Here is a 23545-nt window from a genome sequence, read left to right on the forward strand (position 1 = left end):
CGGGGCCGGACCGGTGATGTGGGGTTACGGGGTGCTCTGCCGCCGTGCGGCGCCGTCCAGGTAGATCACCCCGGTCGGCAGGATGGACAGGCCGCCGACGTCGGCGCGGGCGACGGCGAAGGTGCGCTCGGTCCACAGGAACAGCCAGGGGGCGTCGTTCCAGAGCAGCTTCTCCGCCTCGCAGTACGCCGCGGCCTGCTTGGCCGGGTCGGCGGCGGCACGGCCCTTGGCGACGGCCGCGTCGAACTCCTTGTTGACCCAGCCGGCGAAGTTGAGGCCGTTCGGGGCGATCTGGTCGGAGGTCGTCTGCGCCAGCGTCTCGGAGGCGTCCGGATAGGGCGGGGCCGCCCCCAGGATGCCGATGTCGAAGCCGGCCTTCCTGACGTCGACCAGGACGTCCTTGATGTAGGTCGACCAGTCCGACGTGGTCGGTCCCTCGACCTTGACGCCGACCTGCGTCAGGTTGCCGGCGATGGCCTGGGCCGCCTTGAAGTCCTGCATGTACCTGCCGGTGGGGGCGGTCAGTTTGACCGTGATGCCCTCGGCCCCGGCCTCCTTCAGCAGCGCCTTGGCCCGTGCGGGGTCGTAGCCGTAGTCGCCGGTCTCGCAGGCGTTCGCCAGGGCCGGGGGCGCCGGGGACCTCGCCGGATCGCCGAGGCCGAACAGGACGTTGTCGATGATGCCCTGCCGGTCGATCGCGAGGTTGAGCGCCTGGCGCACCCGTACGTCCTTGAGGGCCTTCTGGTTGGCGCCGACCATGTTGATCCCGCCGTAGATGAGGTTGGTGCCCTCACCGGTGAGCACCTGGAGGTTCCGGTCGGCCTTCAGGGAGGCGAGGTCCGACGGGGGCGGGGCGACGACGACGTCCACGTTCCCGGCCTTGATCAGGGCCTCCCGGCTGGACGCCTCGGGGACGATCTGCCACTCCATCGCCGGGAAGCCGGGCTTGTCGCCCCAGTACCTCTCGTTGCGGGCCAGCAGGATCTTCGAGGCGCGGCGGTACTCGGTGACGGTGTAGGGGCCGGTCCCGATGGGCGTGGCGATGTTCTCGTAGCTGTTGCCCGGCAGTTTCACCGAGGTCGGCGAGAGGATCCCGGCGATGTAGCGTCCGAGCATGCCGGGGAAGGAGCTGTTCGGCTTGGCCAGATGGAAGACGACCTCGTGGTCGTTGACGATCTCGGTGCTCTTCAGGTTGGCGAAGCCCGACCGGTAGGGCACCTTGACCGACTCGTCGGTCAGCCGGTCCATGGTGAACTTCACGGCCTCCGCGGTGAAGGGGGTGCCGTCGGAGAACGACACGCCCGTGCGCAGCTTGAAGGTGAACGCGGTCGAGTCCTCGTTGGCCTGCCAGGACTCGGCCAGCAGCGGCCGCACCCTGCCGTCGGGGGTGTAGGACGTGGTGAGGGTCTGGGTGACCTCCCACAGGATGTTTCCCCCGGTCGCGCTGGTCAGCTGCGCGGGGTCGACGGTTCCCGGGTCGGAGCCGATGGCGACCCTGAGGACGTCGCCGCCGCTCTGCCCGGCGGGGGAGTCGCCGCCGAACATCCCGCCGCACCCGGAGGTGAGTACGGCGGTGGCGGCGAGCAGCGCCATACACCGGGAAAGGGGGGTTCGCCCGGTCAGGCGGGATACGCCACGTGGTGAGTTGTCCATTTCTGGTCCTAACGCGTCATCCGGGGGGATTGGGGGGAGGATGATGTCTTTCAGATGAGTTCGTCGCCGTGACGGCCGTCGCGCTCGTCGCGCTCGTCACGGCCGTCGCGCCGCGTGGGCGGGATCAGGCTCGGTACCGCGGAGTAGAGCCGGCGCGTGTACGGGTGCGCCGCGGAGTCCGCCAGCCGCTTCGCCGGAGCGAGTTCGACCACGGCTCCCTCCGACATCACCGCGATCCGGTCCGCGATGTGGCCCACCGCCGCGAGATTGTGGGAGATGAGGACGTAGGTCAGGTTCAGGGTCTGTCTGAGCTCGCCGAACAGGGCCAGGATGTGCGCCTGGATGGACACGTCCAGGGCCGAGGTCGGTTCGTCGGCCACGATCACCGAGGGACGCATGATGATCGCCCGGGCGATGCCGATCCGCTGGCGCTGGCCGCCCGAGAACTCGTGCGGATACTTGTCCATCGCGCTGGAGGGCAGGCCGACCATGTCCAGGGTGGCGGCGACGTGCGAGTCGAGTTCGCGCCGGGGGAACAGGCCCATCGCGCGGGGCCCCTCGGACACGCTCTCCCGGACGGTCATGCGCGGATCGAGCGCCGACGCGCCGTCCTGGAAGATCATCTGTAGTTCCCGGCGCAGGCCGCGGCGCTGCCGGCGGTCGAGGCTCCACATGTCCCGCCCGTCGAAGCACAGCGAGCCACCGGTCGGCCTCAGCAGGCCGGTCATTATGCGGCCCAGGGTCGACTTCCCCGATCCGGACTCGCCGACGACGGCGAGGCTCTCCCCCCGGCGTACGTCCAGGTCGATGCCGTGCAGTACCGGCCGGGGCGCGGCGCCTCCGCGGAACGCCCCGCTGCGTCCCGGATACTCCATCCGGATACCGCGGAGTGCGAGAACGGCGCCGGGTGACGGGGCACCCGGTGTCGTGGCCGTCGAGGTGTGCGAGGACTCCGTCACGAGGCCACCGTCTCGACGGTCCCCGCGCTCCGCGGGAACGCCACGGGCAGCCAGCACGCCGCACGGGCGGTCCCGGAGCCTTCCATCGGGGGATACTCCTGGCGGCACCTCGGCATGACGGAGGGACACCGCTCGGCGAACCTGCAACCCACGGGCCAGTGGCGGGAGTCGGGCACCGTTCCCGGGATCGGGACGAGCGGAGCCGAGGAGTCCAGCGTCGGGGTCGTGGCCAGCAGCGCCCGGGTGTAGGGGTGTCGCGGAGCGGAGAACACCCGCGCCACCGGGCCGGTCTCCACCACCCGTCCGGCGTACATGACCGCGACGTCGTCGCAGGACTGGGCGACGACACCGAGGTCGTGCGTGATGAGCAGGACCGCCGTGGCGAACCTGTCCTGCAGACGTCGCAGCAGCGTGAGGATCTGCTCCTGGATGGTGACGTCCAGGGCCGTCGTCGGCTCGTCGGCGAGGAGCACGCGCGGCTCGCAGGCCAGCGCCATGGCGATCACGACGCGCTGCAGCATGCCGCCCGAGAACTGGTGCGGGTAGTCGCGGGCGCGGGCCCGGGCGTCGCGGATGCCCACCAGGTCGAGCAACTCGACGGCCCGTTCCGCCGCCTCCCGCCTGCGCATCCCGAGATGCCGCCGCAGTGGCTCGGCGACCTGCGCGCCGACCCGGTGCACCGGGTTCAACGCCGTCATCGGCTCCTGGAAGATCATCGAGATGTCCCTGCCGCGGATCGCGGCCATCTCCTTCTCGGAGAGGGAGACCAGATCACGGCCGCCGAACTCCACGCGGCTGCCTTCCTGGATACGCGCGGACCGGTCGGTCAGCCGGAGGATCGAGAAGGCGGTGAGGCTCTTCCCGCTCCCGGACTCACCCACGAGCCCGAGGGTCCTGCCGCTGCGCAGTGTCAGGTCGACGCCGTCCACCGCCCTGAAGATCCCCTGCCCCGTGTGGAAGTACGTCCTCAGGTCGGTGACCCGCAGGACCGTTCCATCGGCCGTGGACCCCATGTGCACCACCTCCTTCTCGGGCCCTGTCGCCGTCACTCGACGACGATCAGATCGCGGCGTACGGACGAGTCGACCTCGCAGCCGCGGGATGTGACGATGACGGTGTTGCAGTGCCGGAAGGAGCCGAGGCCGAAGACGCCCAGCATCGGCTCGACGCTGAAGGCCATCCCCTCCTCCAGGACGAGCTCGTTGTAGAGCCGCACGTCGAGGGGCAGGACGCGGTGCCCGCCCTCGTAGCTCACGATTCCGCGCCCCATGCCCGTGCCGAAGTGGGAGTTCTCGTAACCGGCGGCGGCGAAGACGTCCTTGCACACCCGGTCGACCTCGGCCATGGTGACGCCCGGCCTGATGAAGTCGATGGCGGCCTCGTTGGCGTCGACCATCGCGGAGAAGGCCCTGCCCACCTCCGGAGCCGGGGCGCCCACGACGACCGTCCGCTCGACGTTGCCCCAGTAGCCCCACAGGAAGCAGTCGAAGATGGTGTCGAGGACCATTCCCCGCTCGGCGCGGCCCTGCCGGTTCCACGTGTACCACTCGCTGCTGCCCGCCCGCTTTCTGGCGTCGCCGAGGCCCGCGTTGTGGTGGAAGTAGAAGGGCTTGTCGGCGTGCTCGGCGAGGGTGAGGTCCAGCATGGCGGCGCGGCAGCTCTCGCTGATCTCCTCGGCGCCCGACCCCGGCCGCATGTGGTCCAGCAGGTACTGCTGGCCCCGGTCGCAGATCTCGTCGGCCGCCCTGACCAGTGCGAGCTCGGCGGGGGAGAGGGTGAGCCGCGGCCTTTCGGCCAGCCGTTCGGCGGGTTCCAGGGAGACCCCGGGCAGGGCGGCCTGGAGCCGCCGCCAGGTGTGGAGGGAGAGGTCGTTCTCCTCCACCCCGACCCTGGCCGTCCCCGGGGCGCGTTGCCGTACCGCCTCGGCGGTCAGCTCGACGACGCTCGTGCGGGGGTCTCTGGGGGCGGTGTAGCCGCTGTCGTGGTTGTGGTCGGAGTAGTACACGATCGCGTCGGCCGTGGCCTGCGAGTCGACGTGCACCTTCTCCAGGATGTTGCAGATCAACGTCACGCCGCCGTCGGCGTCCAGTACCGCCGCGGCCGGGCGTCCGAACTGGTGGATCGGCACGCCCGTGTAGTAGTAGATCGCGGTGTAGGACGTCAGGACCGCCGCGTCCAGTCCGCTCTCCGCGAGGGCCGCCCCCAGGACCTGGGCGCGTTCGCGGATCTCCTGGTCGGAGAACGGCCGGATGTGGGTCATGACGCCCCCCGGATGCTTTCCCTGCGCCGCCGGAAGGCGGAACTGTTTGGTATCCCGTTCGGGAACCCGCTTTGCATGCAAAGGAGTTTAGGAGGATGCATGCGAAAAGGAACCTCCTGAGGAGAGGTCCTTACATGACGGTGCAATATGACACCGTTCACCTAACAGACTGCTGGAGGCGGAGGCGCGTGACGCCCGGACGGGGAGGCCGCGTCCCCGGAGCCGCGGGCGCTCCCTCCGGAGCGGCGGGGCCTAGAAGACCTGGCGGAGGATCATGCTCAGGGCGTGCTCGATGTGGCGTCGTGTCGCCTCACCCGCGCGGGTCGCGTCCCGGGCCGCGACGGCCTCGACGATCTCCTCGTGCTGGTGCCACGACTCCCGGAGCTGCTCGCGCGTGTATCCGGCGACGACCTGGTGGTTGAAGGCGTACAGGCGGTTGCGGTGGATCTCCGCGACGAGCCGGTCGTTGGCGGAACTACGGATCACGAGGTCGTGGAAGCACTCGTTGGCCTCCACGCGTTCCGGCCCCGACAGGCCGTCCACGCCGCCGGAGACCCTCCGCGTCAGCTCGCGCAGCGCGGCGATCTGCTCGTCGGACGCCCGTAGGGCCGCCAGCCGGGCCGCGTGGCTCTCCAGCGCGGCACGGACCTCGTACAGCTCGGCGATCTCCTCGCGCGAACGCTCGTAGACGACCCAGCGGCGACGCCGGGAGACGATCAGCCCGTCCGACGCGAGCCGCTGGAGGCTTTCCCGCACGGGAGTCCTGCTCACCCCGAGCCGGTCGGCGATGTCGGCCTCCACCACGGCCTCGTTCGGCCGCAGCACCCCCCGCACGATCTCGTTTCTGAGGGTGGAGTAGACCTCGTACGACAGGTTCCGCTCCGGGGAGCCCGGTGATCGCACGCCGTCATGTCGAGTCGGCACTCTACCTCCAGCGCTGGCGCCGCGTTCCACGCCCAAGGCTACTGCGCGAAGAACACCGCACCAGCTTGGCGAGGGCGCGGCCGGGACACGTGCCGCCCGCGCCCGGGGACTCCCGGCTCACCTCGGCCGTTCGCGCCCTGTTCGAGTCCCGGCACGCGCGGCCGGCAGGCGCCGGGCCGCCTCACCCCAGGAGGCGGGCGGCGCCGGCGAAGGCGGCGACCACGTCGGCGGCCGTCCTCCGCTCGCGCACCATGCCCACGGCCTGACCCGCGTAGACGTAGGCGGTGGCGAAGTCCTGCGCCCGGCGCGCCGCGTCGAGTTCGGCCCGCGCCTCCTCGTCGTGGGCCAGCTCCTCCTCCCGTCCCCGCCAGCGGTCGAAGAAGTCATTGCGCAGCGCCCGCCCGCCGTACTCCGGGGGCCAGGCGAGCCGCTGCGCGACGTCGAACACGCGCCCGTGGGCGGTCGAGGTCTCCTCCGCCCGCAGTACGGCCTGCCTGGCGGCCTCGGACATCGTGGTCTCCTCGCAGCCGAGGAAGGCGGTGCCCACCCAGGCGCCCTGCGCGCCCGCGGCGAGCACCGCGGCGAACCCCCGCGCGCCCGCGATGCCACCGGCCGCCAGCACGGGCAGGCTCACCGTGTCCAGCACGCTCTCCAGCAGGGGCAGGGTGGCGACGTCGTCGCGGCCGTGACCGCCGCCCTCGCCTCCCCGGGCGACCACGACGTCCACACCGGCCCGCTCGGCCGCCACGGCCTCCGCCGTCGTTCCCGCCTGGGTGGCCACGACGATCCCGGCCCGCCGGAGCGGCTCGATGTAGGGCGGGTAGTCGCCGTAGCTGACCGACACCAGGGCGGGTCTCGCCTCCAGCACCGCGTCGAGCCTGCCGGGGTCGCCGGCAAGGGCCCAGGCCATCAGCCCGATGCCGTACGGCCGGCCGCTCTCTCCCGCGACGGCCGCCTGCGCGGCGATCCACGAGGGAGACGCCGAGGCCGGGACCCCGAACATCCCCAGCGCCCCGGCCGCCGAGACGGCGGCGGCCAGGCGTCCGTCGCTCACCCCGGCCATCGGGGCGCCGACGAGTGGCAGATCGAGCCCGAACCTGTCTGTCAGCCACGTACGCATGATCGTTTCCCTTTCGGGTCCACCGGCTCCCCGGCTCCGGTGATGCCTTCACGGTATTACAGCGGCGGGCAGGGAGGCCGGACGCGACAGGCCGGGCCCCGCCGGAAACGCCGCGAGGGCGGACCGGCTGAACCGGTTCGTGGCGGGGAAGTACCGTCTGCGTGGGCGGCCGGACGTTCGCCGCCCCGTTCTCACCGTCCGAAGGGGGCACGATGAACAAGTTGTCGTTGACGGCACTGGTCTCCCAGCAGCTCGACCTCGCGCGCACCGCGTCGAGCGGGCGCAGCGCGCACACCGTGTACGGCGGGCACGAGCACTCGCTCCGTCAGACGCTGATCGCGCTCGACGCCGGACAGCGGCTCGGCGAGCACGAGAATCCCGGGGAGGCCACCGTGCACGTCCTGCACGGACGGGTCCGGCTGAGCGCGGGTGACGACTCGTGGGACGGCTCGGCCGGCGACCTGCTGATCGTGCCCGAGACCCGGCACGACCTCGAGGCGGTCGAGGCGGCCGTGGTGCTGCTCACCGTCGCCCTCGACCGCTCGCCCCGGTAGGACCCCCGGCGGCGGGCGCCCGGCGACCCCGGGTAACGGGTGCCCGGCGCCGCGTGTCGTCGCGGCCCGGCGCTTTCCCCCGGGCGCCAGGACGGTGAGGGGGCCCGGCGGACGTGGCACTGTGAGCCCTTGCAGGTGCCTGAGGGCAAGGTTACAATCCGAATCTATTAGGAAAGTTTCCTAATGATAAAGGAGTTGTAGGGGCGTTAACCTGCTCCTTCACACTCAGCGGGGCCGTTTCCTGCATTCACGTAAATGCGGCCTTATTTGCTCCACGTGCCGGCCAAGCGGTGCCGACGTGATCTCGGCACGGCCAGGCTCGGCGGATGTGCACCCCCCTACCCCCCATCCCCTGGAAGTGTGACGTGAGATTTCGTGTCCTCATCCTTGCGCTCTTCGCCGTCTTCATGACGGGCGTGGGCGCTCCGGCGCTGGCCGACGTCGGCGCCTGGCAGGCGAGCGTCCAGGCCGTCGCGGCCGCCTGGGCCCCCTACACCTCCTACACCGCGGGCACCGTGGTCACCTACAACGGCGTCGACTACCAGTGCCTGCAGGGCCACACCTCCCTGCCCGGCTGGGAGCCCGACCGGGTTCCGGCCCTGTGGAAGGTCTCCACGGGCGGTCCCTCCGACCCCACGCCCCCCTCGGTCCCGGGCAACCTGCGCGTCACCGGCACCACCTCCAGCAGCATCTCGCTGGCCTGGGACGCCTCCACCGACAACGTCGGTGTGACCGGCTACGAGGTCTACCGCGGCACGACCCTGGTAACCACCGTCACCGGCACCACCTACACCGACTCGGGCCTGGCCGCCTCGACCAGCTACACCTACAACGTGCGCGCCCGTGACGCCGCCGGCAACCGTTCGGACGCCAGCTCCCCGGTCACCGGGACCACGCAGGGCGGCAACGGCGCGCCCGGCCAGCCCGGTACGGCCTCGGCGACCGCGACCGGCAACAGCATCACCCTGACCTGGGGCGCCTCCAGCGGCACCGTGACCGGCTACCGCGTCTACGAGGGCACCACGCAGCGGACGCAGGTCACCGCGACCACCGCCACCATCTCGGGCCTCGGCACCTGTGAGACGCACAACTACACGATCAAGGCCTACAACTCCACCGGTGAATCGGCGGGCCGCGACGTGAGCGCCAGCACCTCCGGCTGCCCCCAGTCGCCCAGGCTGCCCGGCGCCCCGTACCTCTACATGGGCTGGGGCAACCCGCCCAACCCGGGCACGGTGATGGACGCGACCGGCGTCAAGTCCTTCACGATGGCCTTCATCCTGGCCCAGAACGGCTGTAACCCGGCCTGGGACGGCCAGCGTCCGCTGACCGGCGGCACCGACGCCACGGCGATCAACACGATCAAGTCCAAGGGCGGCAGCGTCGAGATCTCCTTCGGCGGCTGGAGCGGCAACAAGCTCGGCCCGAACTGCTCGACCCCCGAGGCCTTCGCCGGCGCCGTGCAGAAGGTCATCGCCGCCCACGGCCCGACCGTGGTCGACTTCGACATCGAGAACACCGACGAGTTCGAGAACTACACCGTCCAGGACCGCATCCTCAACGGCCTGAAGATCGTCCGGCAGAACAACCCGAACGTGAAGATCGTCGTCACCATCCCGACGTTCAAGACGGCCCTGAGCGCCGCGGGTGTCCGGCTGGTCAACCAGGCCAAGGCCCTGGGCGCGCCGATCGACAACTACACGATCATGCCGTTCAACTTCAGCGGCACCGAGATGTACCAGGACACGGTCAACGCCTCCGAGGGGCTGAAGGGCTCGCTGAAGAGCGCGTTCGGCTGGAGCGACGCCGAGGCCTACGCGCACATGGGCATCTCCGGCATGAACGGCAAGTCCGACAACAACGAGACGACCACCCCGGCGCAGTGGACCAAGATCCGTGACTGGGCCATCTCCAAGGGCCTGACCAGGTTCTCCTACTGGGCGGTCAACCGTGACCGGGCCAACGGCGGCGGCGTGCCGCAGGCCGAGTGGGAGTTCACCAAGATCACCGCGGGCTTCTGACAGCCGTGAAGGGGAGGGGGCGGGTCATCACCCGCCCCCTCCCCGTTTTTTCAGTGGGTACCGCAGGAAAGCTCCGTCCCCTCGCCCCCGTGGGCGCACTCAACCGATCGGCGGGGCGAGGCCGTCGGCGGGGGACCGGAACGCCGGATCCGGGACACCGGGCAGGTCGTGCGAGGTGTGCCCGGCCCTCCGGCACATCTTCCCGGTGGGAGGTATCACCCCGACCGGGTGATGTCTCCCGGCGGACGGGGGCGCCGGGCCGGGAGGGCGAGCGGGGCCCGATCTGTCCGGGCAGGTCGGGACAGCCGTACGTCCTGCCTCCCGGGCGGTGGAAGACGGCGGCGCGACAGGGCGGGATCACCCGTTTGGGGTGATGTGGCGGCACATCGGCCGGGCAAACGTAGTCGCCAAGCCCTCACCCTGGCGGCGGGGCCGGAGAAGGCCCGCGATGACGAGCACACGTTCATCGGGTCTCCCCGCCTGCGGCACGTCCACCCCCCAGGAGCCCGATGATGAAACCCCGGACACCGGCGATGCGCCTCATCGCACTGTCGGCGGCGGCCCTGCTGCTCGCCGGCTGCGCCCAGAAGACCGACTCCACGCAGGCCGACTCCACACAGGGCACCGCCCAGCGGCCCGCCGACCTGACCTACGCGAGCGCCCAGGTCGAACGCTACTCCGCCACCCCGGCGTTCGAACCGCCCGGCGAGTCGTTCGACGCCAAGAAGATCATGAACCAGAAGCTGATCTACAGTGTACCGGTCAACGGGGCGCTCGATTTCACCCAGATGTACAAGGGGGCGATGGAGCGGCTGGCGAGCCAGGTCGGCTTCGAATTCAAGACCTGGCAGAACGGGGGCAAGCCCACCGAGTGGGGCCAGGGCATCCAGGCCGCGGTCACCGCCGGAGCCGATGTCATCGACCTCTTCGCCGGCATCGACCCCACCCAGGTCGTGCCCCAGATCGCCCAGGCGCGGGAGAAGAAGATCCCGATCGTGGCGTCCGACACCTACGACGCCTCGCAGCCCCCGGCCTCGTCGGTCGATCTCGCGGTGAACTGCCCGTGCGCCGACGCCGCGCGGCTGATGGCCGACTGGGTGGCGGTCAAGACCAAGGGCGACGCCGACGTGCTGGTGCTCACCTCCAGCGACGTCAAGGCGAGCGAGGCCGGCGAGAAGGCGTTCAAGGAGGAGTTCGCCCGGGTGTGCCCGGACTGCCGGGTCACCTACATCGACATCCCCAGCGCGGACTGGGCCGGCAAGATCCAGCCGCAGGTACAGTCCGCCCTGGTGGCCAACCCCGGGCTGGACTACGTGCTGCCCATCTACGACACCATGTCGATCTGGGCCTCCCAGGCGATCAAGCAGGCCGGTCGGGCCGGCAAGGTCAAGATCGTCACGTACAACGGCACGCCGTCGATCCTCAAGATGATGCAGGAGGACGACGTGATCGAGATGAACGTCGGCCAGAGCAACGACTGGATGGCGCACGTCGTCCTGGACCAGATGATGCGCCGGGCCGGGGGACTGCCCGCCAACCCCAAGGCGACCTGGCCGCTGTACGTGTGGACGAAGGCCAACGTGGCGCAGGCGGGCAGCCCGCCCACCGACTCACAGGGATACGGTGACGCCTACCGGCAGGGGTTCACCAAGCTGTGGGGCCTGTCCTGATCATGAACGGACAGCACAGCCCCGCCGTGCTGAGCTTCCGCGGCCTGTCGAAGACCTTCGGCGGGACGCGGGCGCTCGTCGGCGTCGACCTCGACGTGGACCGGGCAGAGGTGCACGGCCTGGTCGGGCACAACGGATCCGGCAAGTCGACCCTCATCAAGATCCTGTCCGGTTTCCACCACCCCGACCCGGGTGCCGTCCTGCGGATCAACGGCCGCGCCGTGGCGCTGCCCACCACCCAGGCGGGCATGGCCCGCCACGGCGTCCGCTTCGTGCACCAGCACCTGGGGCTGATCCCCGCGGTCTCGGTGGCGGAGAACCTCATGCTCGGGGAACTGTCCACCGGGCAGGTCAGGCGCTTCTCCCTGCGCCGGGCGGCCGAGCGGGCCGCCGAGACGTTCGCCCGGTACGGCCTGAGCCTGGACCCCTACGCCACCGTGGAGTCGCTGCCCTCGATGGAACGCGCCAACCTGGCGATCGTCCGCGCCGTCGAGCAGCGCCGGGACGGCGGCGGGGCACCCGGCCTGCTGGTCCTGGACGAGCCGACCGCGTTCCTGCCGCCGGACGACAAACGCCAGCTCTACCGGCTGGTGCGGCAGGTGGTGGCCGGGGGCGACAGCGTGCTGTTCGTGTCGCACTTCCTGGAGGAGGTCCTCGAACTGTGCGACCGGGTGACGGTCCTGCGGGACGCCCGGGTGGCGGCCGCGGGACTGCCCGCCGCCGGCCTCGCCCCGGACGACCTGGTGGCGCACATCGTGGGCGGGCGGGTGCGCGAGTCCCGCCCGCCGGTCCCGGCACCGGACTCGGCGCCCGTGCTCGGGGTGCGGGGCCTGTCCGCCGGACGGGTCGACAGGTTCGACCTCGTGGTCCGGCACGGCGAGATCGTCGGCGTCACCGGGCTCGTCGGGTCGGGTTTCGAGGACGTGGTGCGGGGGCTGTTCGGGGCGATCCCGGCCCGGGGCTCGCTGACGATCGGCGGGGAGACCCTCGACCTGGCGAAGCTCACGCCGCGGTCGGCGATTCGGCGGGGCATCGGGTTCGTGCCCGGCGACCGCGACCGGGAGGGCGTCATCCCGTCCGTCGGCATCGCCGAGAACATGGCCTACCTCATGCTCGGCCGCTACACGAACCGGCTGCGGATCGACGGAGCCCGGCTGCGCGGGGAAGGCGCCGACCTGATGCGCAGGCTTGGCGTACGGGCCGCCGGCCCCGCGGCGACGGTGGACACCCTCAGCGGCGGCAACGCGCAGAAGACCCTGCTGGGCAAGTGGCTGAGCATCGACCCGAAGGTGCTCCTGCTGCTGGAGCCGTCCCAGGGCGTCGACGTGGGCGCCCGCGCGCAGCTCACCGGGATCCTGGCGGACACGGCACGCGGCGGCACCGGCATCGTGTGCGCGAGCGCCGATCCGGAGCAACTGGCGGACATCTGCAACCGGGTCCTCGTCCTGCGCGACGGCAGGGTGGCACGCGAACTGGCCGGTGCCGAGGTCACCAAGGAAACGATCACCGAGGCATGCCTCAACGCCTACGGGGGGCGCGCCTCCGCACGATCCGTCCCCACCGACACGGAGGAACGCAGCGATGTCACAGACGACGTCCCCACCCGCACCGACGCCTGAGACGGCGGCGCGCCCCGAGTCCCGGCCCCGGCGCGGGCGCCGTGCCGCGGCCCGCGCCGAGGCCGCCGCGCTCCCGCTGGCCTGGGCGGCCATCTGCGTCGTGTTCGCCCTGCTGAGGCCGGACACGTTCGCGACGATGGACAACGTGTCGTCGATCCTGGGATCCCAGGCGGTGCTGGTGGTGCTGGCCTTCGGGCTGCTGATCCCGCTGCGCTGCGGCGACTTCGACCTGTCCGTGGCCGGCACCCTGACGCTGAGCACGATGGTGGTGGCGGTGCTGAACGGGCAGCAGGGCTGGCCGCTGCCGGCGGCCATCGCCGTCGCGCTGCTGACCGGCGCGCTGGTCGGCCTGGTCAACGGCGTCTTCGTGCTGTACTTCGGGATCAACTCGTTCATCGTGACCCTGGCCGTCGGCCAGGTGCTCCTCGGCCTGGTCTCGATGATCAGCGACAACCGGATCGTGTCCGGGGTCGACCAGGCACTGCTGGACGCCGTGGTGCTCAACCGGCTGTTCGGGATCCCGCTGGAGTTCTACTACGCGCTGCTGCTGGCGGTCGTCCTGTGGTTCGTGTTCGACCACACCGCGCTGGGGCGGCGGCTGCTGTTCGTCGGCGCGGGCCGGGAGGTCGCGCGGCTCAGCGGTACCAACGTGGCCAGGGTCCGGCTCGGCGCCCTGGTCGCGGCCGGGGTGATCGCGGCCCTCGCCGGGGTACTGTACGCCGGGACCACCGGTTCGGCGGACCCGCGGGGCGGGACGGCGTACCTGCTGCCGGCGTTCGCCGCGGCCTTCCTGGGCGCGACCAGCATCACGCCGGGGCGGTTCAACCCGTGGGGCACGATCATCGCGGCCTACTTCCTGCTCACCGGGATCACCGGCCTGCAGATGCTCGGCGCGCAGACCTACGTACAGGACCTGTTCTACGGCGGTGCGCTGGTACTGGCGGTGGCGCTGTCGCAGCTCCTGCGCGGACGGCGGCCGCAGCAGTTCACCTGAGACGCCGCCCGCCGGCCCGGGACCACCGGCCGGTCCGCTCCGTCCACGCCGGGACGGGGCGGACCGGCCGGTCCGGTGGGAGGCCGCCGGCGTTTCAGCAGGAGGCCGCCAGGGCGTGCACGGCGGCGGTGAAGCAGGCCATCGGCGGTTTGACCAGTCCGGCGCCGACCTGCCCGGTGCCCGCGACCCGGCCGGCGATGCCGGTGGTGATCTGCGGCAGAATCCCGGTGCGCACCACCTTCGCCACGTCGATCCCGGAGGGGGCGCCGCGGAAGTCGAGGATGGGGATGGCGTAGGCCGGGTTCTCGCCCGCGGTGATCTCGTACATCTCCCCGGTGGTGCGCAGCGCGTCGGGCACCGTGCCGCCGATGAAGCGGACGATCGCCGGGGCCGCCGCCAGGGACAGCCCGCCGATGCCGACCGTCTCGGTGATGGCGGAGTCCCCGATGTCGGGGTTGGCGTCCTGCGGGCCGTACGAACCGAGGTAGAGGCCGTCCGGTACCTCGGCGGGGGCGGTGAACCACGTGTCGCCGGTGCCGGAGACCTGGATCCCGAAGTCGGTGCCGTTGCGGGCCATGACGGTGACCAGGGTGCTGCCGGGCACGCCGCTCGCGGCCGCGGTGGCCAGTTTCGCCGCGGGCATGACCAGGTTGAGGAAGAAGTGGTCGTTGCCCGACACGAAGCGGACCACCTCGGCGACGTCCGCCGTGGGCGCGCCGGACTCGATCAGGTCGGGCACCAGCTCGCGCAGCAGCATGAGGGTGCCGGCCCGGTTGCGGTTGTGGCCCTCGTCGCCCATCTGCACCATCTGGCTGACGATCGCCCTGACGTCGATCGGGCCGCGCCGCCGTACCGCGTCGCGCAGGAGCGGGCCCAGCACCCGGGACATCCACCGCAGCCGGTCCAGCACGTCGGGGGAGTAGGCGCCGTACCGCAGCACCCTGCCGAGACCCTCGTTGAGGGAGCACCACGAGGTGCGGTCGTTGGCCTCGTCACGCAGCGTGAACAGCCACATCGACGGCGAGACGACCCCGGCCATCGGCCCGACGGCGCCCCGGTGGTGGCACGGTTCCAGCCGGACGGAACCCGAGGCCAGCAGGGCCTGTGCCTCCTCGGGGGTCGCGGCCAGGCCCTCCAGGAGCGTCGCGCCGATGAGCGCGCCGCGCAGCGGGCCGGACGCCCGCTCCCAGGTGACGGGCGGCCCGGCGTGCAGGAACGTGCCGGGCTCCAGGCCCAGTGCCTCGCCCGCCGGGACCACGTCCACCAACTCGGCGGTGGAGGCGAGCATCCGCTCCAGGGCCAGGGCGTTGGCGGCGGCGCGCCGCGGATCGGCCATGACCCGGGCCAGGGCGGTCTCGGTTCCGGCGACCGGCGGGCGCCAGTCCACCGGCAGGACGGACGCCGCCTGGGCGGTGAGCTCGTCGGCGAATAGGCCGGCGCCGCAGGCCACCACCCGGGGCTCGGCGGCGAGCAGGGCGGAGAGCGGGCCGGTCAGGGAGGTGGCGGACATCATACGTTCTCCTTCTCGATCTCGATGAGGGCGGCGGCGTGCCGCGCCGCGGCGGCGTTGGACAGGAAGACGGCCGCGCCCGCCTCCCGCACCCGGGCGGCCTGGCGGTCCAGCCCCTGCGGGTCGGTGGTGCTGCCCGTCACGGACACCACCACCGCCAGGTCGCGCCCGCCGGCCGCCGCCGTGGCCCGCGCGGACGCGATGGCGGGGGCGAGCTCCGCCGCGGGGTCGGGGTGGGCGCACAGGCCGAGGACGAGGTCGAGGAGCAGGACCGCGCACTCGGGGTCGGCGGCCTCGGCGGCGATCCGGTCCAGCCGCAGCGCCCCGTCGATCATCGGGTGGGCCCGCCCCGCCGTGAGCCGGTCGTCACCGAAGTCGATCATGAGGTGCCCGGGGGCGGACAGATCCGCGGGTAGCGCCCATTCGGGGCGCAGCGGGATGTTGGACCGGATCGGCCCGAGCCGGTCCGCGGTGATCAGCATGGCCTCGTCGCACAGCGTGCCGCCGCAGAACAGCCCGCGCAGCGCCCCCGGGCGCGGCCGTTGCGGGTCCGGCGCGTCCCAGTGCGGCCACCGCGGCGGGGTGCCGCCCAGGTCGCGTACCGCCTGCTCCGCCACGGACGTGAGGTCCAGGCCCTGTCCGAGTACGGCGAACCGGACCGGGGTGGACAGCGTGCCCGCGTACTCCCGGATCTCCCGGGCGACCCGCGGTGCCGGAGGCTTGGACACCACCACGATGAGCTCCGTGGCGGGGTCGGCGTCCAGCGCGGCCAGGGCCTGCCGGGTGGACCGGCCGGCCACCTCGGCGGACAGGTCCCGGCCGCCGGTGCCCAGGCAGTGGCTGACGCCGGTGCCCGCATGGTCGAGCAGGCACATCAGCTGCTGCGCGCCGGTCCCGGACGCGGCCACGATCCCCACCGGACCCGGCCGCACCACGTTGGCGAAACCCAGCCCCACCCCGGAGACCACGGCGGTGCCGCAGTCCGGCCCCATGACCAGCAGCCCGCGTGCCGCCGCCATGTCCTTGAGCAGGCATTCCTGCTCGACCGGCATGTTGTCGCTGAACAGCACGACCGACAGGCCGTGCTCCAGCGCGTCGGCCGCCTCCACGAACGCGTGGCGGCCCGGCGTCGAGATCAGCGCCAGGTTCGCGCCGGACCGGGCGGCGGCGGAGCCGACCGTGCGCGGGGCCGGCGGCGCGCCCAGCCCCTCCGGGCCGCCGCCGGTTCCTCCCCCGGTGGTCGGCGTGCCCTCGGTGAGCGCCGCCGCGAGCCTTTCGCGCGCCGGGCCGAGCGCGTCCTCGCCGGCGCGGATGGCCACGATCATGTCGTTGGGCGTCGCCGCCTCGGGCACGGTGAACCCCAAGCCGCGCAGCAGGTCGAGGTTCAGTTCGGTGGCCATCGCGACCAGGGCGTCGCTGACCCCCGGCACCTCGCCGACGGCCCGGCTGACCTGCATGAGGCTGACGCTGTCGCGGTAGGCGCCGCGATGGGTCTCCACGATTTCCGGCACGGTCCCCCCTTTCTGTGCGGACACTTCCCGGCACCATAGGTCGCCCGGTGAACGGCGCGGATTACCCGTTTGGGGTGATGTCGAGGGGCGGCGCACCGGAGACCGTGGACGTCGTATCCGCAACGCCCGCCTGCGGCGGACGACGACGAACGCGGTGGCATCATGACCCTGCACCACATCCTGGTGGCCGGTGGAAACCTCGCGGCGCTCCGGACGGTCGAGACCCTGAGGAACGAGGGATTCGACGGCCGGATCACCATGGTCTCCGCCGAGGACCACCTGCCCTACGACCGGCCGCCGCTGTCCAAGCAGGTGCTGACCGGTGAGCTGGACGCCGCGGCGACCGTGTACCGGGACGAGGGGTTCTTCCGGGCGGCCGGCGTCGAGCTGCTCCTGGGCACCCCGGCGACCGGTCTCGACCTGGCCGCCCGGGTGCTGCACGCGGGCGGCCGCGCGCTGAGGTTCGACGGCCTCGTCATCGCCACCGGCGCCCGTCCCCGCCCCGTGGGCGTCGCGGACGGGCCGGCGGGCGTGCACGTCGTCCGCACCCTGGACGACGCGCTGGCCCTGCGGGCCGAACTGCTCACCGGGCCGCGCGTGGTGGTCGTCGGCGCCGGGTTCATCGGCGCGGAGGTCGCCTCCAGCGCCAGGGCCCTGGGACTGGACGTCACCGTGCTGGAGTCCGCGGCGACACCGCTGGGCAGGGCGGTGGGGGAGCCGCTGGGCAGGCTGCTCGGCGACATGCACGCCGCCGCCGGGGTGCGCCTGCGCTGCGGGGCGGCCGTCACCGGGCTGCGCGGCACCGGGCTGCGCGGTACCGGTCGGGTGGCGGAGGTCCTGCTGTCGGACGGTACCTCGCTGCCCGCCGACGTCGTCGTGTTCGGCACCGGAGTGGTGCCCAACACCGAGTGGCTCGCCGGGTCCGGGCTGGACCTCGCCGACGGGGTCGGCTGCGACGCCACGCTGAACGCCGGTCCTCCCGCCGTGTACGCGGTCGGCGACGTGGCGTCCTGGCCGAACGCGCTGAGCGGCCGCAGGACACGCGGCCAGCAGTGGACGACCGCCGCCGACCAGGCCGCGCACGCCGCGCGCAACCTGCTCGCCGGCCCGGCCGCGGCGCGGCCGTTCAGCAGCTCGCAGTACTTCTGGTCCGACCAGTACGGCAGGCGCGTGCAGTTCGCCGGATCGCCCGGCGGCGAGGCCGTCGTGGTCGAGGGGGACCCGGGCGAGTTCCGCTTCGTGGCGCTCTGCCGCGACGGCGACCGGCTGGCCGGGGTCCTGGCCGTCAACACCCCCAGGACCTTCCAGCGGTTCAAACGCATGGTCGAGGCGCGCGCCCCCTGGGCGTCGGCGCTCTCGCCGGAACACGTCTAGGCCGGTGTGCCACCGGCAGGGAGGAGCACCGATGAGCGACCTGCGCATCGAGCTCGACGAGAGCATCTGCTGCGGCTCCGGCATGTGCGCCGCGATCGCCCCGGAGGCGTTCGCGGTCGCCCCCGACGGTGTGGCGGTCGAGCTGCCGGGCGCCGGGGCGGTGGACGGCGGGACGTTGCTGCGCGCCGCGAAGAGCTGCCCGACGCTCTGCATCAGCCTGTACCGGGGCGACGAGGAGATCGAGCTCTTCTGACCCGGGTCCGACAATCCGCGAACCGACGAACAGCCAAGGAGTGACGTCAATGACCGAGACCCGGTACGACCTGGGTTCCACCGCCGACACCTGGAAGTACTTCTGGCACCCCGTGTGCACCCTGGACGAGCTGCGTGACGCGAAGCCCGGTGGGAAGGGCCCGCTGCAGAGCACGCTGCTGGGCGAGCGGATCGCCGTGGCCGAGGTCGGCGGCAGGACCGTCGCGTTCCAGGACCGCTGCCCGCACCGCGGCGTCGCCCTCTCCCTCGGCTGGGTGGAGGAGGAGAAGGTTCGCTGCCGTTACCACGGCTGGTGCTACGACGCCACCGGCGCCGGGGTGGAGGTCCCCTCTCTGGAGCCGGGCCGCCCCATCCCGGCCCGGGCCCGGCTGGTCATGTACGACTGCGAGGTGCGCTACGGCCTGGTGTGGGTCCGCCTGGACTCCTCGGCCGACACGAAGATCCCGGAGTTCCCCGCCTGGGACGACCCGCAACAGCGCTGCATCCTCGGCGAGCCGTACCTGTGGCCGATCTCCTCCGGCCGGCGGATGGAGAACTTCATCGACGTCACCCACTTCCCCTACACCCACCAGGGGACCCTCGGGGCGCCGCCCAACACCGTGTTCCCCGTCTACCCGGTCGATCAGGAGAACGGCCGGCTGGACTGGCTGACCGAGACCTTCCTGGCCTACAACCCCGGTGACGACACCTACGGGCCGCCCGCCGGGCCGGACTCGCGGATGCTGCCGCCGGCGAAGTACACGGTGGAGATGCCCTTCACCGTTGTGCTGTCGTTCCAGTGGTCGGAGACGTTCGCGACCCAGATCTTCATGCACGCCACCCCGATCGACGCGGAGAACTGCCGCAGTTACTGGTTCACCTGCCACACCGAGGACGGCTCGTCCGACCAGGTGCACCTGCAACTGCAGGACATGGTCCTGGGCGAGGACCTTCCGGTCGTGGCCTCGCACCTGCCCCGGTTCATCGGCGACGCCCAGGAGGAGGTCTCGGTCTTCCCCGACAAGACGTCGATCCTGTGGCGGCGCTGGCTGCGCGAGCTGGCCGTCGCCGCCGAGAAGGGGCCCGAGGAGATCAAACGGTGCCTGGCCCAGGTCAACCGGGAGAGCGCGGCGTCGTGATCTACGAGGAGCAGACCTACACCATGGGCGTGGCCAAGGCCGCGGCGCTGGTGGACGCCTACGAACGGCGGGGGCTGGCCGTCCTGGGCCGCCACTTCGGGGATCTGGTGGCGTTCTGGACGGTGGACGTCGGCGGTGACATCGACCAGGTGATCCAGGTCTGGGGTTTCCAGGACCACAACGACCGGGCGCGGCGGCGGGCCGCGCTGCTCGCGGACCCGGACTGGCAGGAGTTCGCCGCCGAGTTCGGCGGCCTGATCACCAGGCGGGAGATGCGGATCCTGACCGCAGCGCCCTTCTCGCCGCACCCGTCGTGACGGCGTCCTCGGCGTCCATGGCGTCCCAGGCGTCCCAGGCGTCCCAGGCGTCCACGACGCCCACGGCACCGGTGCCCGGGGCGAGGCCGCCGGCGGGGCTGTCCCCGCTCGACCGGCGGGCCGTCCTGCCACCGGGACACCCGGGCCGGTCGGCGGCCGAGCGCGACGCGGCCGCCCTGCCGTACGCGATGTGGTCCTGCCCGCCTCCCGATCACGGCACGCTGGTGCGGTTCGGCCACGAGGAGCTGTCGGTGGCGGTGGATCCGGGGCGGGGCGGGCGGATCACCTCGATCGTGAGCCGGGGCCGTGAGCTGCTGCCCGGCGACCCGGGGGTACGGCTCGACCGCCGGTTCGCCCGCGGCCTGGGCACCGCAGCCGGGGTCGAGTGGAACCCCTCGGCCTTCACGACCTCCCCGCTCGCCCTGGAGCCCGTGTTCTGCGGGTGGGCGCCCGGCCCGCCGGACCGGAAGATCCTGCGGCTGTGGGAGTACGAACGGGGTGGCGGGTCGGTCTTCCAGATCGACCTGTCCCCGGTCCCCGGGATGGCGGCCCTGGTCGCGCTGGTCCGGGTCCGCGCGGACGCGGGCCGGCCGCCCGGCTGGTCGACGAACATGTGGGCGGCCCCCGCCCCGGCGGACCCGCCCGGCACCGTGCTGGGCAGGGTGCCGGGCCGGGGGCCGGGCCGGGTACCCGCGGGCGAGCAGGTCCCGCTCGGGCCCGCCGGGCTGCGCTTCGCCTGCACCGTGCCGGTGACCGTGACCTCGTCCGGGGCGGCCGGCTCCGCGCCGACCGCGCTGATCAGGCTGACTCCGCACCCGGAGCGGCGCGACGGCGAGTGGTCCTGGACGGAGGTCTTCACCGCCGATCCCGGCCTGGACCCGCGGGCGGTGCTCGGCCACGCCGCGGCCGTCGCGGCGGCGCGCGACACGCCGGTGGCCGAGCGGATCGGCGCGGGATCCGGCTGGGGCGCGCTGGCGGCGCGCCGCCGCGACGCGGCGGGCCTGCCGCGCCTCGAACCCCCGGGCGCCGCCTTCCCCCGCGACGGCGCGGGCGAGGCGGAGCGGCGCTGGCTCCACCTGCTCGACGGCGGCGGCCTCGGCGTCAGGGACCGGGTCGACCCGCGGGATCCGGGCACGGCCGCGGGCCCGGAGTGGGAGACGGCGCTGCGCCGGTCGGTCACGGGCGAACCGCTCGGTGACTGGCGGGTCCACCTGCGGCTCGGCGAGTTCGCCTTCGAGGCGGGGGACCTGGACCGGGCCCGCTCCGAGTGGGAGTGGGCGATGGCACTGCGGCCGACGGCCTGGGCGGTGCGCAACCTCGCGCTCCTGGACACGGCCCTGGGCCGGCCCGACCAGGCCGCCGTCCGCTACCTCAAGGCGTGCCGGATGCTTCCGGGCGACCTCGACCTCGCCACCGAGGCCGTCGGCTGCCTCATCGCCGCGGGGCGGGCGGGCGACTGCGGCCGGGTGCTCGACGTGCTCGCCGCGCACGGCATGACCGGCCGCGCCCCGTACTGGCTGCTGCGGGCCGGCTGGGAGGCCGCCACCGGCGGGTGGAGGGAGTACGCGGACGCGCTGGCCCGCGCCGCCGGGTGCGCCGACGCCCCGGCGTACCGGACGTGGGCCGACGGCCTGCGGGAACTGTACGGAACCATGGAGAAAGAGGTCGGACATGACTGAGGTGCGCGGTGTGGTGGCCAGGGGAAAGGGCGCGCCGGTCTCGGTGGAGACGGTCCACGTCCCCGACCCGGGGCCGGGTGAGGCCCTGGTCCGGGTGCGGGCGTGCGGTGTCTGCCACACCGACCTGCACTACCGCGAGGGCGGCATCAACGACGAGTTCCCCTTCCTGCTCGGGCACGAGGCGGCCGGCGTCGTCGAGGCGGTCGGCGCCGGCGTGACCGGCCTGGAGGCGGGCGACTTCGTGGTGCTGAACTGGCGCGCGGTCTGCGGCGAATGCCGGGCCTGCCTGCGCGGGCGGCCCTGGTACTGCTTCGCCACCCGCAACGCCGCCCAGCGGATGACCCTGGCCGACGGCACCCCGCTGTCCCCGGCGCTGGGCATCGGCGCGTTCGCGGAGAAGACGCTGGTCGCGGCGGGGCAGTGCACGAAGGTCGACCCCGCGATCTCCGCGACGGAGGCCTGCCTGCTCGGCTGCGGCGTGATGGCCGGCATCGGCGCGGCGATGCACACCGGCGGGGTACGCCCCGGCGACAGCGTCGCGGTGATCGGCTGCGGCGGGGTGGGCGACGCCGCCGTCGCCGGCGCCCGGCTCGCCGGGGCCACCAGGATCATCGCCGTGGACGTGGACGATCGCAAGCTCGGATGGGCCGGGGACTTCGGGGCCACGCACACCGTGAACGCCGCCCGGACCGATCCGGTGACCGCCATCCGCGAGCTGACCGGCGGCAACGGCGCCGACGTGGTCATCGACGCGGTCGGTGTCCCGGAGACCTACCGGCAGGCGTTCCAGGCGCGCGACCTCGCGGGGACCGTCGTCCTGGTCGGGGTCCCGTCCCCGCAGGCCACCGTGGAGCTGCCGCTGCTCGACGTCTTCGGGCGGGGCGGTGCGCTGAAGTCGAGCTGGTACGGCGACTGCCTGCCCGGCCGGGACTTCCCCGCCCTCGTCGGCCTGCACCTGAGCGGCCGCCTGGACCTGGGGCTCTTCGTCTCCGAGACGATCTCGCTGGACGAGGTGGAGAAGGCGTTCGAGAAGATGCGCCGCGGTGAGGTGCTGCGCTCGGTGGTGACCCTGTGACCGGGGGACGGCGGGGGACGCCGACCGGGTGACCGGTGGACGTCCGTGCGGTGGATGTCCGTGCGGCCCGGGGCGCGTGGGCGCGTCCCGGGCCGCACGGCGGGTCAGGACAGGCCGGCCACGTGGTCGGACAGGCCCCGGGGTGCGCGGCCGAGCAATCCGGACAGCACCCGGGGGGAGCCGACCAGGCCGTGCCGGTCGTAGTGGGCGAACATCGCGGCCAGCGCGTCGACGGCGTAGCCGCCCAGACCGGCGGCGGCGGCGTGCTGGCGCCACTCCTCCACATCGGTGCGCCGGGCGGGCACGCCCAGCGCCCGGGCCACGTCCAGCACGGTGACGGTGGCCGGCCCGGCGAGCTCGTAGCAGCCGAAGGCGAGACCGGGATCGGCCAGCAGGCGGGCCGCGACCTCGGCCACGTCGTCCAGGTGGACCAGGCTGAACGGCGCGTCCAGCCGGTAGGGCACGCACAGCTCCCCATCGCGGGGGAGGAGGTTCTGCAGGTACGGGGCGGGCTGCACGATCGTCCAGGTCAGCGGAGACTCGATGAGCGCCTCCTCGACCCGCAGCTTCGCCCAGTGGTGCGGCATCGCCTCCAGTTGCGGGTGCAGTACGGAGTGGAAGACCAGCCGGGCGCCGGTCTCCACGGCCGCGGCGATGACCGTGCGCCCGATGCGCTCCTCCTCGGGATGCACGTTCGGAGCCATGTGGTAGACGGCCTCGCAGCCTCGCAGCGCCACGCGTACCCCGGCCGGGTCGAGCAGGTCGGCCACGACCTCGCCCGGCAGCCCGGACGGCCGCCGCACCACGGGGCGCGCCGGCAGACCGGCCGCGTCCAGGGCGTCCAGCACGGCCCGGCCCGTCTTACCGGCGGCGCCGGTCACAGCGATCATTTCGGCTCCTCGCCGCCCGGCGCG

The 23545-nt window shown here is 72.7% G+C and carries 20 protein-coding genes; 11 read left to right on the plus strand and 9 right to left on the minus strand.

Features of this window, described 5'->3' with window-relative positions; genetic code table 11:
- Positions 1-24: 24 nt before the first annotated feature.
- The 6 genes from AB0N02_RS00705 to AB0N02_RS00730 form a co-directional block, all read right to left on the minus strand.
- Positions 25-1593 (minus strand): ABC transporter substrate-binding protein, encoded by a 1569-nt coding sequence (locus AB0N02_RS00705; RefSeq protein WP_363940913.1) that lies wholly within the window; start codon positions 1591-1593, stop codon positions 25-27.
- A gap of 110 nt (positions 1594-1703) precedes the next feature.
- Positions 1704-2612, minus strand: a complete 909-nt coding sequence (locus AB0N02_RS00710) for an ATP-binding cassette domain-containing protein (protein WP_363940915.1) — start codon at positions 2610-2612, stop codon at positions 1704-1706.
- Complete coding sequence (locus AB0N02_RS00715) at positions 2609-3661, minus strand: ABC transporter ATP-binding protein (RefSeq protein WP_363940917.1); 1053 nt, start codon at positions 3659-3661, stop codon at positions 2609-2611. The genes AB0N02_RS00710 and AB0N02_RS00715 overlap by 4 nt, the downstream gene beginning before the upstream one ends.
- On the minus strand, positions 3658-4872 hold the full coding sequence (locus tag AB0N02_RS00720; RefSeq protein WP_363940919.1) for a Xaa-Pro peptidase family protein: 1215 nt from the start codon (positions 4870-4872) through the stop codon (positions 3658-3660). The genes AB0N02_RS00715 and AB0N02_RS00720 overlap by 4 nt, the downstream gene beginning before the upstream one ends.
- Positions 4873-5124: 252 nt before the next feature.
- Positions 5125-5796 (minus strand): GntR family transcriptional regulator, encoded by a 672-nt coding sequence (locus tag AB0N02_RS00725; RefSeq protein WP_363940921.1) that lies wholly within the window; start codon positions 5794-5796, stop codon positions 5125-5127.
- A 181-nt stretch (positions 5797-5977) separates the two neighbouring features.
- Positions 5978-6916 carry a nitronate monooxygenase gene (locus AB0N02_RS00730; protein WP_363940923.1) on the minus strand — a complete coding sequence of 313 codons (939 nt, stop codon included), beginning with the start codon at positions 6914-6916 and terminating at the stop codon, positions 5978-5980.
- A gap of 212 nt (positions 6917-7128) precedes the next feature.
- Between AB0N02_RS00730 and AB0N02_RS00735 the strand changes: the two genes are divergently transcribed.
- The 5 genes from AB0N02_RS00735 to AB0N02_RS00755 all read left to right on the plus strand — a co-directional run bounded on the left by AB0N02_RS00735 (position 7129) and on the right by AB0N02_RS00755 (position 13774).
- Positions 7129-7470, plus strand: a complete 342-nt coding sequence (locus tag AB0N02_RS00735; RefSeq protein ID WP_363940925.1) for a cupin domain-containing protein — start codon at positions 7129-7131, stop codon at positions 7468-7470.
- 365 nt (positions 7471-7835) lie between these two features.
- Positions 7836-9491 carry a carbohydrate-binding protein gene (locus AB0N02_RS00740; protein ID WP_363940927.1) on the plus strand — a complete coding sequence of 552 codons (1656 nt, stop codon included), beginning with the start codon at positions 7836-7838 and terminating at the stop codon, positions 9489-9491.
- Between the two features lie 509 nt (positions 9492-10000).
- On the plus strand, positions 10001-11161 hold the full coding sequence (locus AB0N02_RS00745; RefSeq protein WP_363940929.1) for a sugar ABC transporter substrate-binding protein: 1161 nt from the start codon (positions 10001-10003) through the stop codon (positions 11159-11161).
- A 2-nt stretch (positions 11162-11163) separates the two neighbouring features.
- The gene (locus tag AB0N02_RS00750) at positions 11164-12780 is read left to right on the plus strand and encodes a sugar ABC transporter ATP-binding protein (RefSeq protein ID WP_363940931.1); all 1617 of its coding nucleotides are present in this window, start codon (positions 11164-11166) and stop codon (positions 12778-12780) included.
- Positions 12743-13774 (plus strand): ABC transporter permease, encoded by a 1032-nt coding sequence (locus AB0N02_RS00755; protein ID WP_363940933.1) that lies wholly within the window; start codon positions 12743-12745, stop codon positions 13772-13774. The genes AB0N02_RS00750 and AB0N02_RS00755 overlap by 38 nt, the downstream gene beginning before the upstream one ends.
- 94 nt (positions 13775-13868) lie before the next feature.
- Here AB0N02_RS00755 and AB0N02_RS00760 read toward each other — a convergent pair whose 3' ends face one another.
- Positions 13869-15287, minus strand: a complete 1419-nt coding sequence (locus tag AB0N02_RS00760) for a DUF1116 domain-containing protein (protein ID WP_363940935.1) — start codon at positions 15285-15287, stop codon at positions 13869-13871.
- Positions 15284-16795, minus strand: a complete 1512-nt coding sequence (locus AB0N02_RS00765) for an FdrA family protein (protein WP_363940937.1) — start codon at positions 16793-16795, stop codon at positions 15284-15286. The genes AB0N02_RS00760 and AB0N02_RS00765 overlap by 4 nt, the downstream gene beginning before the upstream one ends.
- Before the next feature lie 162 nt (positions 16796-16957).
- Between AB0N02_RS00765 and AB0N02_RS00770 the strand changes: the two genes are divergently transcribed.
- From AB0N02_RS00770 to AB0N02_RS00795, 6 genes are read left to right on the plus strand one after another with little or no spacing between them, the layout of a single operon-like run.
- The gene (locus AB0N02_RS00770) at positions 16958-18169 is read left to right on the plus strand and encodes an FAD-dependent oxidoreductase (RefSeq protein WP_363940939.1); all 1212 of its coding nucleotides are present in this window, start codon (positions 16958-16960) and stop codon (positions 18167-18169) included.
- A 31-nt stretch (positions 18170-18200) separates the two neighbouring features.
- A complete protein-coding gene (locus AB0N02_RS00775; RefSeq protein ID WP_363940941.1) occupies positions 18201-18422 on the plus strand; it encodes a ferredoxin in 222 nt (73 codons plus the stop codon).
- A gap of 49 nt (positions 18423-18471) precedes the next feature.
- A complete protein-coding gene (locus AB0N02_RS00780) occupies positions 18472-19560 on the plus strand; it encodes an aromatic ring-hydroxylating dioxygenase subunit alpha (RefSeq protein WP_363940943.1) in 1089 nt (362 codons plus the stop codon).
- Positions 19557-19877, plus strand: a complete 321-nt coding sequence (locus AB0N02_RS00785) for an NIPSNAP family protein (protein ID WP_363940946.1) — start codon at positions 19557-19559, stop codon at positions 19875-19877. Before AB0N02_RS00780 ends, AB0N02_RS00785 begins: the two co-directional genes overlap by 4 nt.
- Positions 19878-19894: 17 nt before the next feature.
- Positions 19895-21556, plus strand: a complete 1662-nt coding sequence (locus AB0N02_RS00790) for a tetratricopeptide repeat protein (protein WP_363940948.1) — start codon at positions 19895-19897, stop codon at positions 21554-21556.
- Positions 21549-22631, plus strand: coding sequence for an S-(hydroxymethyl)mycothiol dehydrogenase (locus tag AB0N02_RS00795; protein WP_363940951.1), 1083 nt, complete (start codon positions 21549-21551; stop codon positions 22629-22631). The genes AB0N02_RS00790 and AB0N02_RS00795 overlap by 8 nt, the downstream gene beginning before the upstream one ends.
- 104 nt (positions 22632-22735) lie before the next feature.
- On the opposite strand, the gene AB0N02_RS00800 is transcribed toward AB0N02_RS00795, so the two are convergent.
- Entirely contained in the window at positions 22736-23521 is a 786-nt protein-coding gene (locus AB0N02_RS00800; protein ID WP_363940954.1) for an NAD(P)H-binding protein, read from the minus strand.
- Positions 23522-23545 lie beyond the last annotated feature (24 nt).

The sequence above is a fragment of the Streptosporangium sp. NPDC051022 genome, assembly GCF_040683035.1.
In the GTDB taxonomy this organism is placed as follows: domain Bacteria; phylum Actinomycetota; class Actinomycetes; order Streptosporangiales; family Streptosporangiaceae; genus Streptosporangium.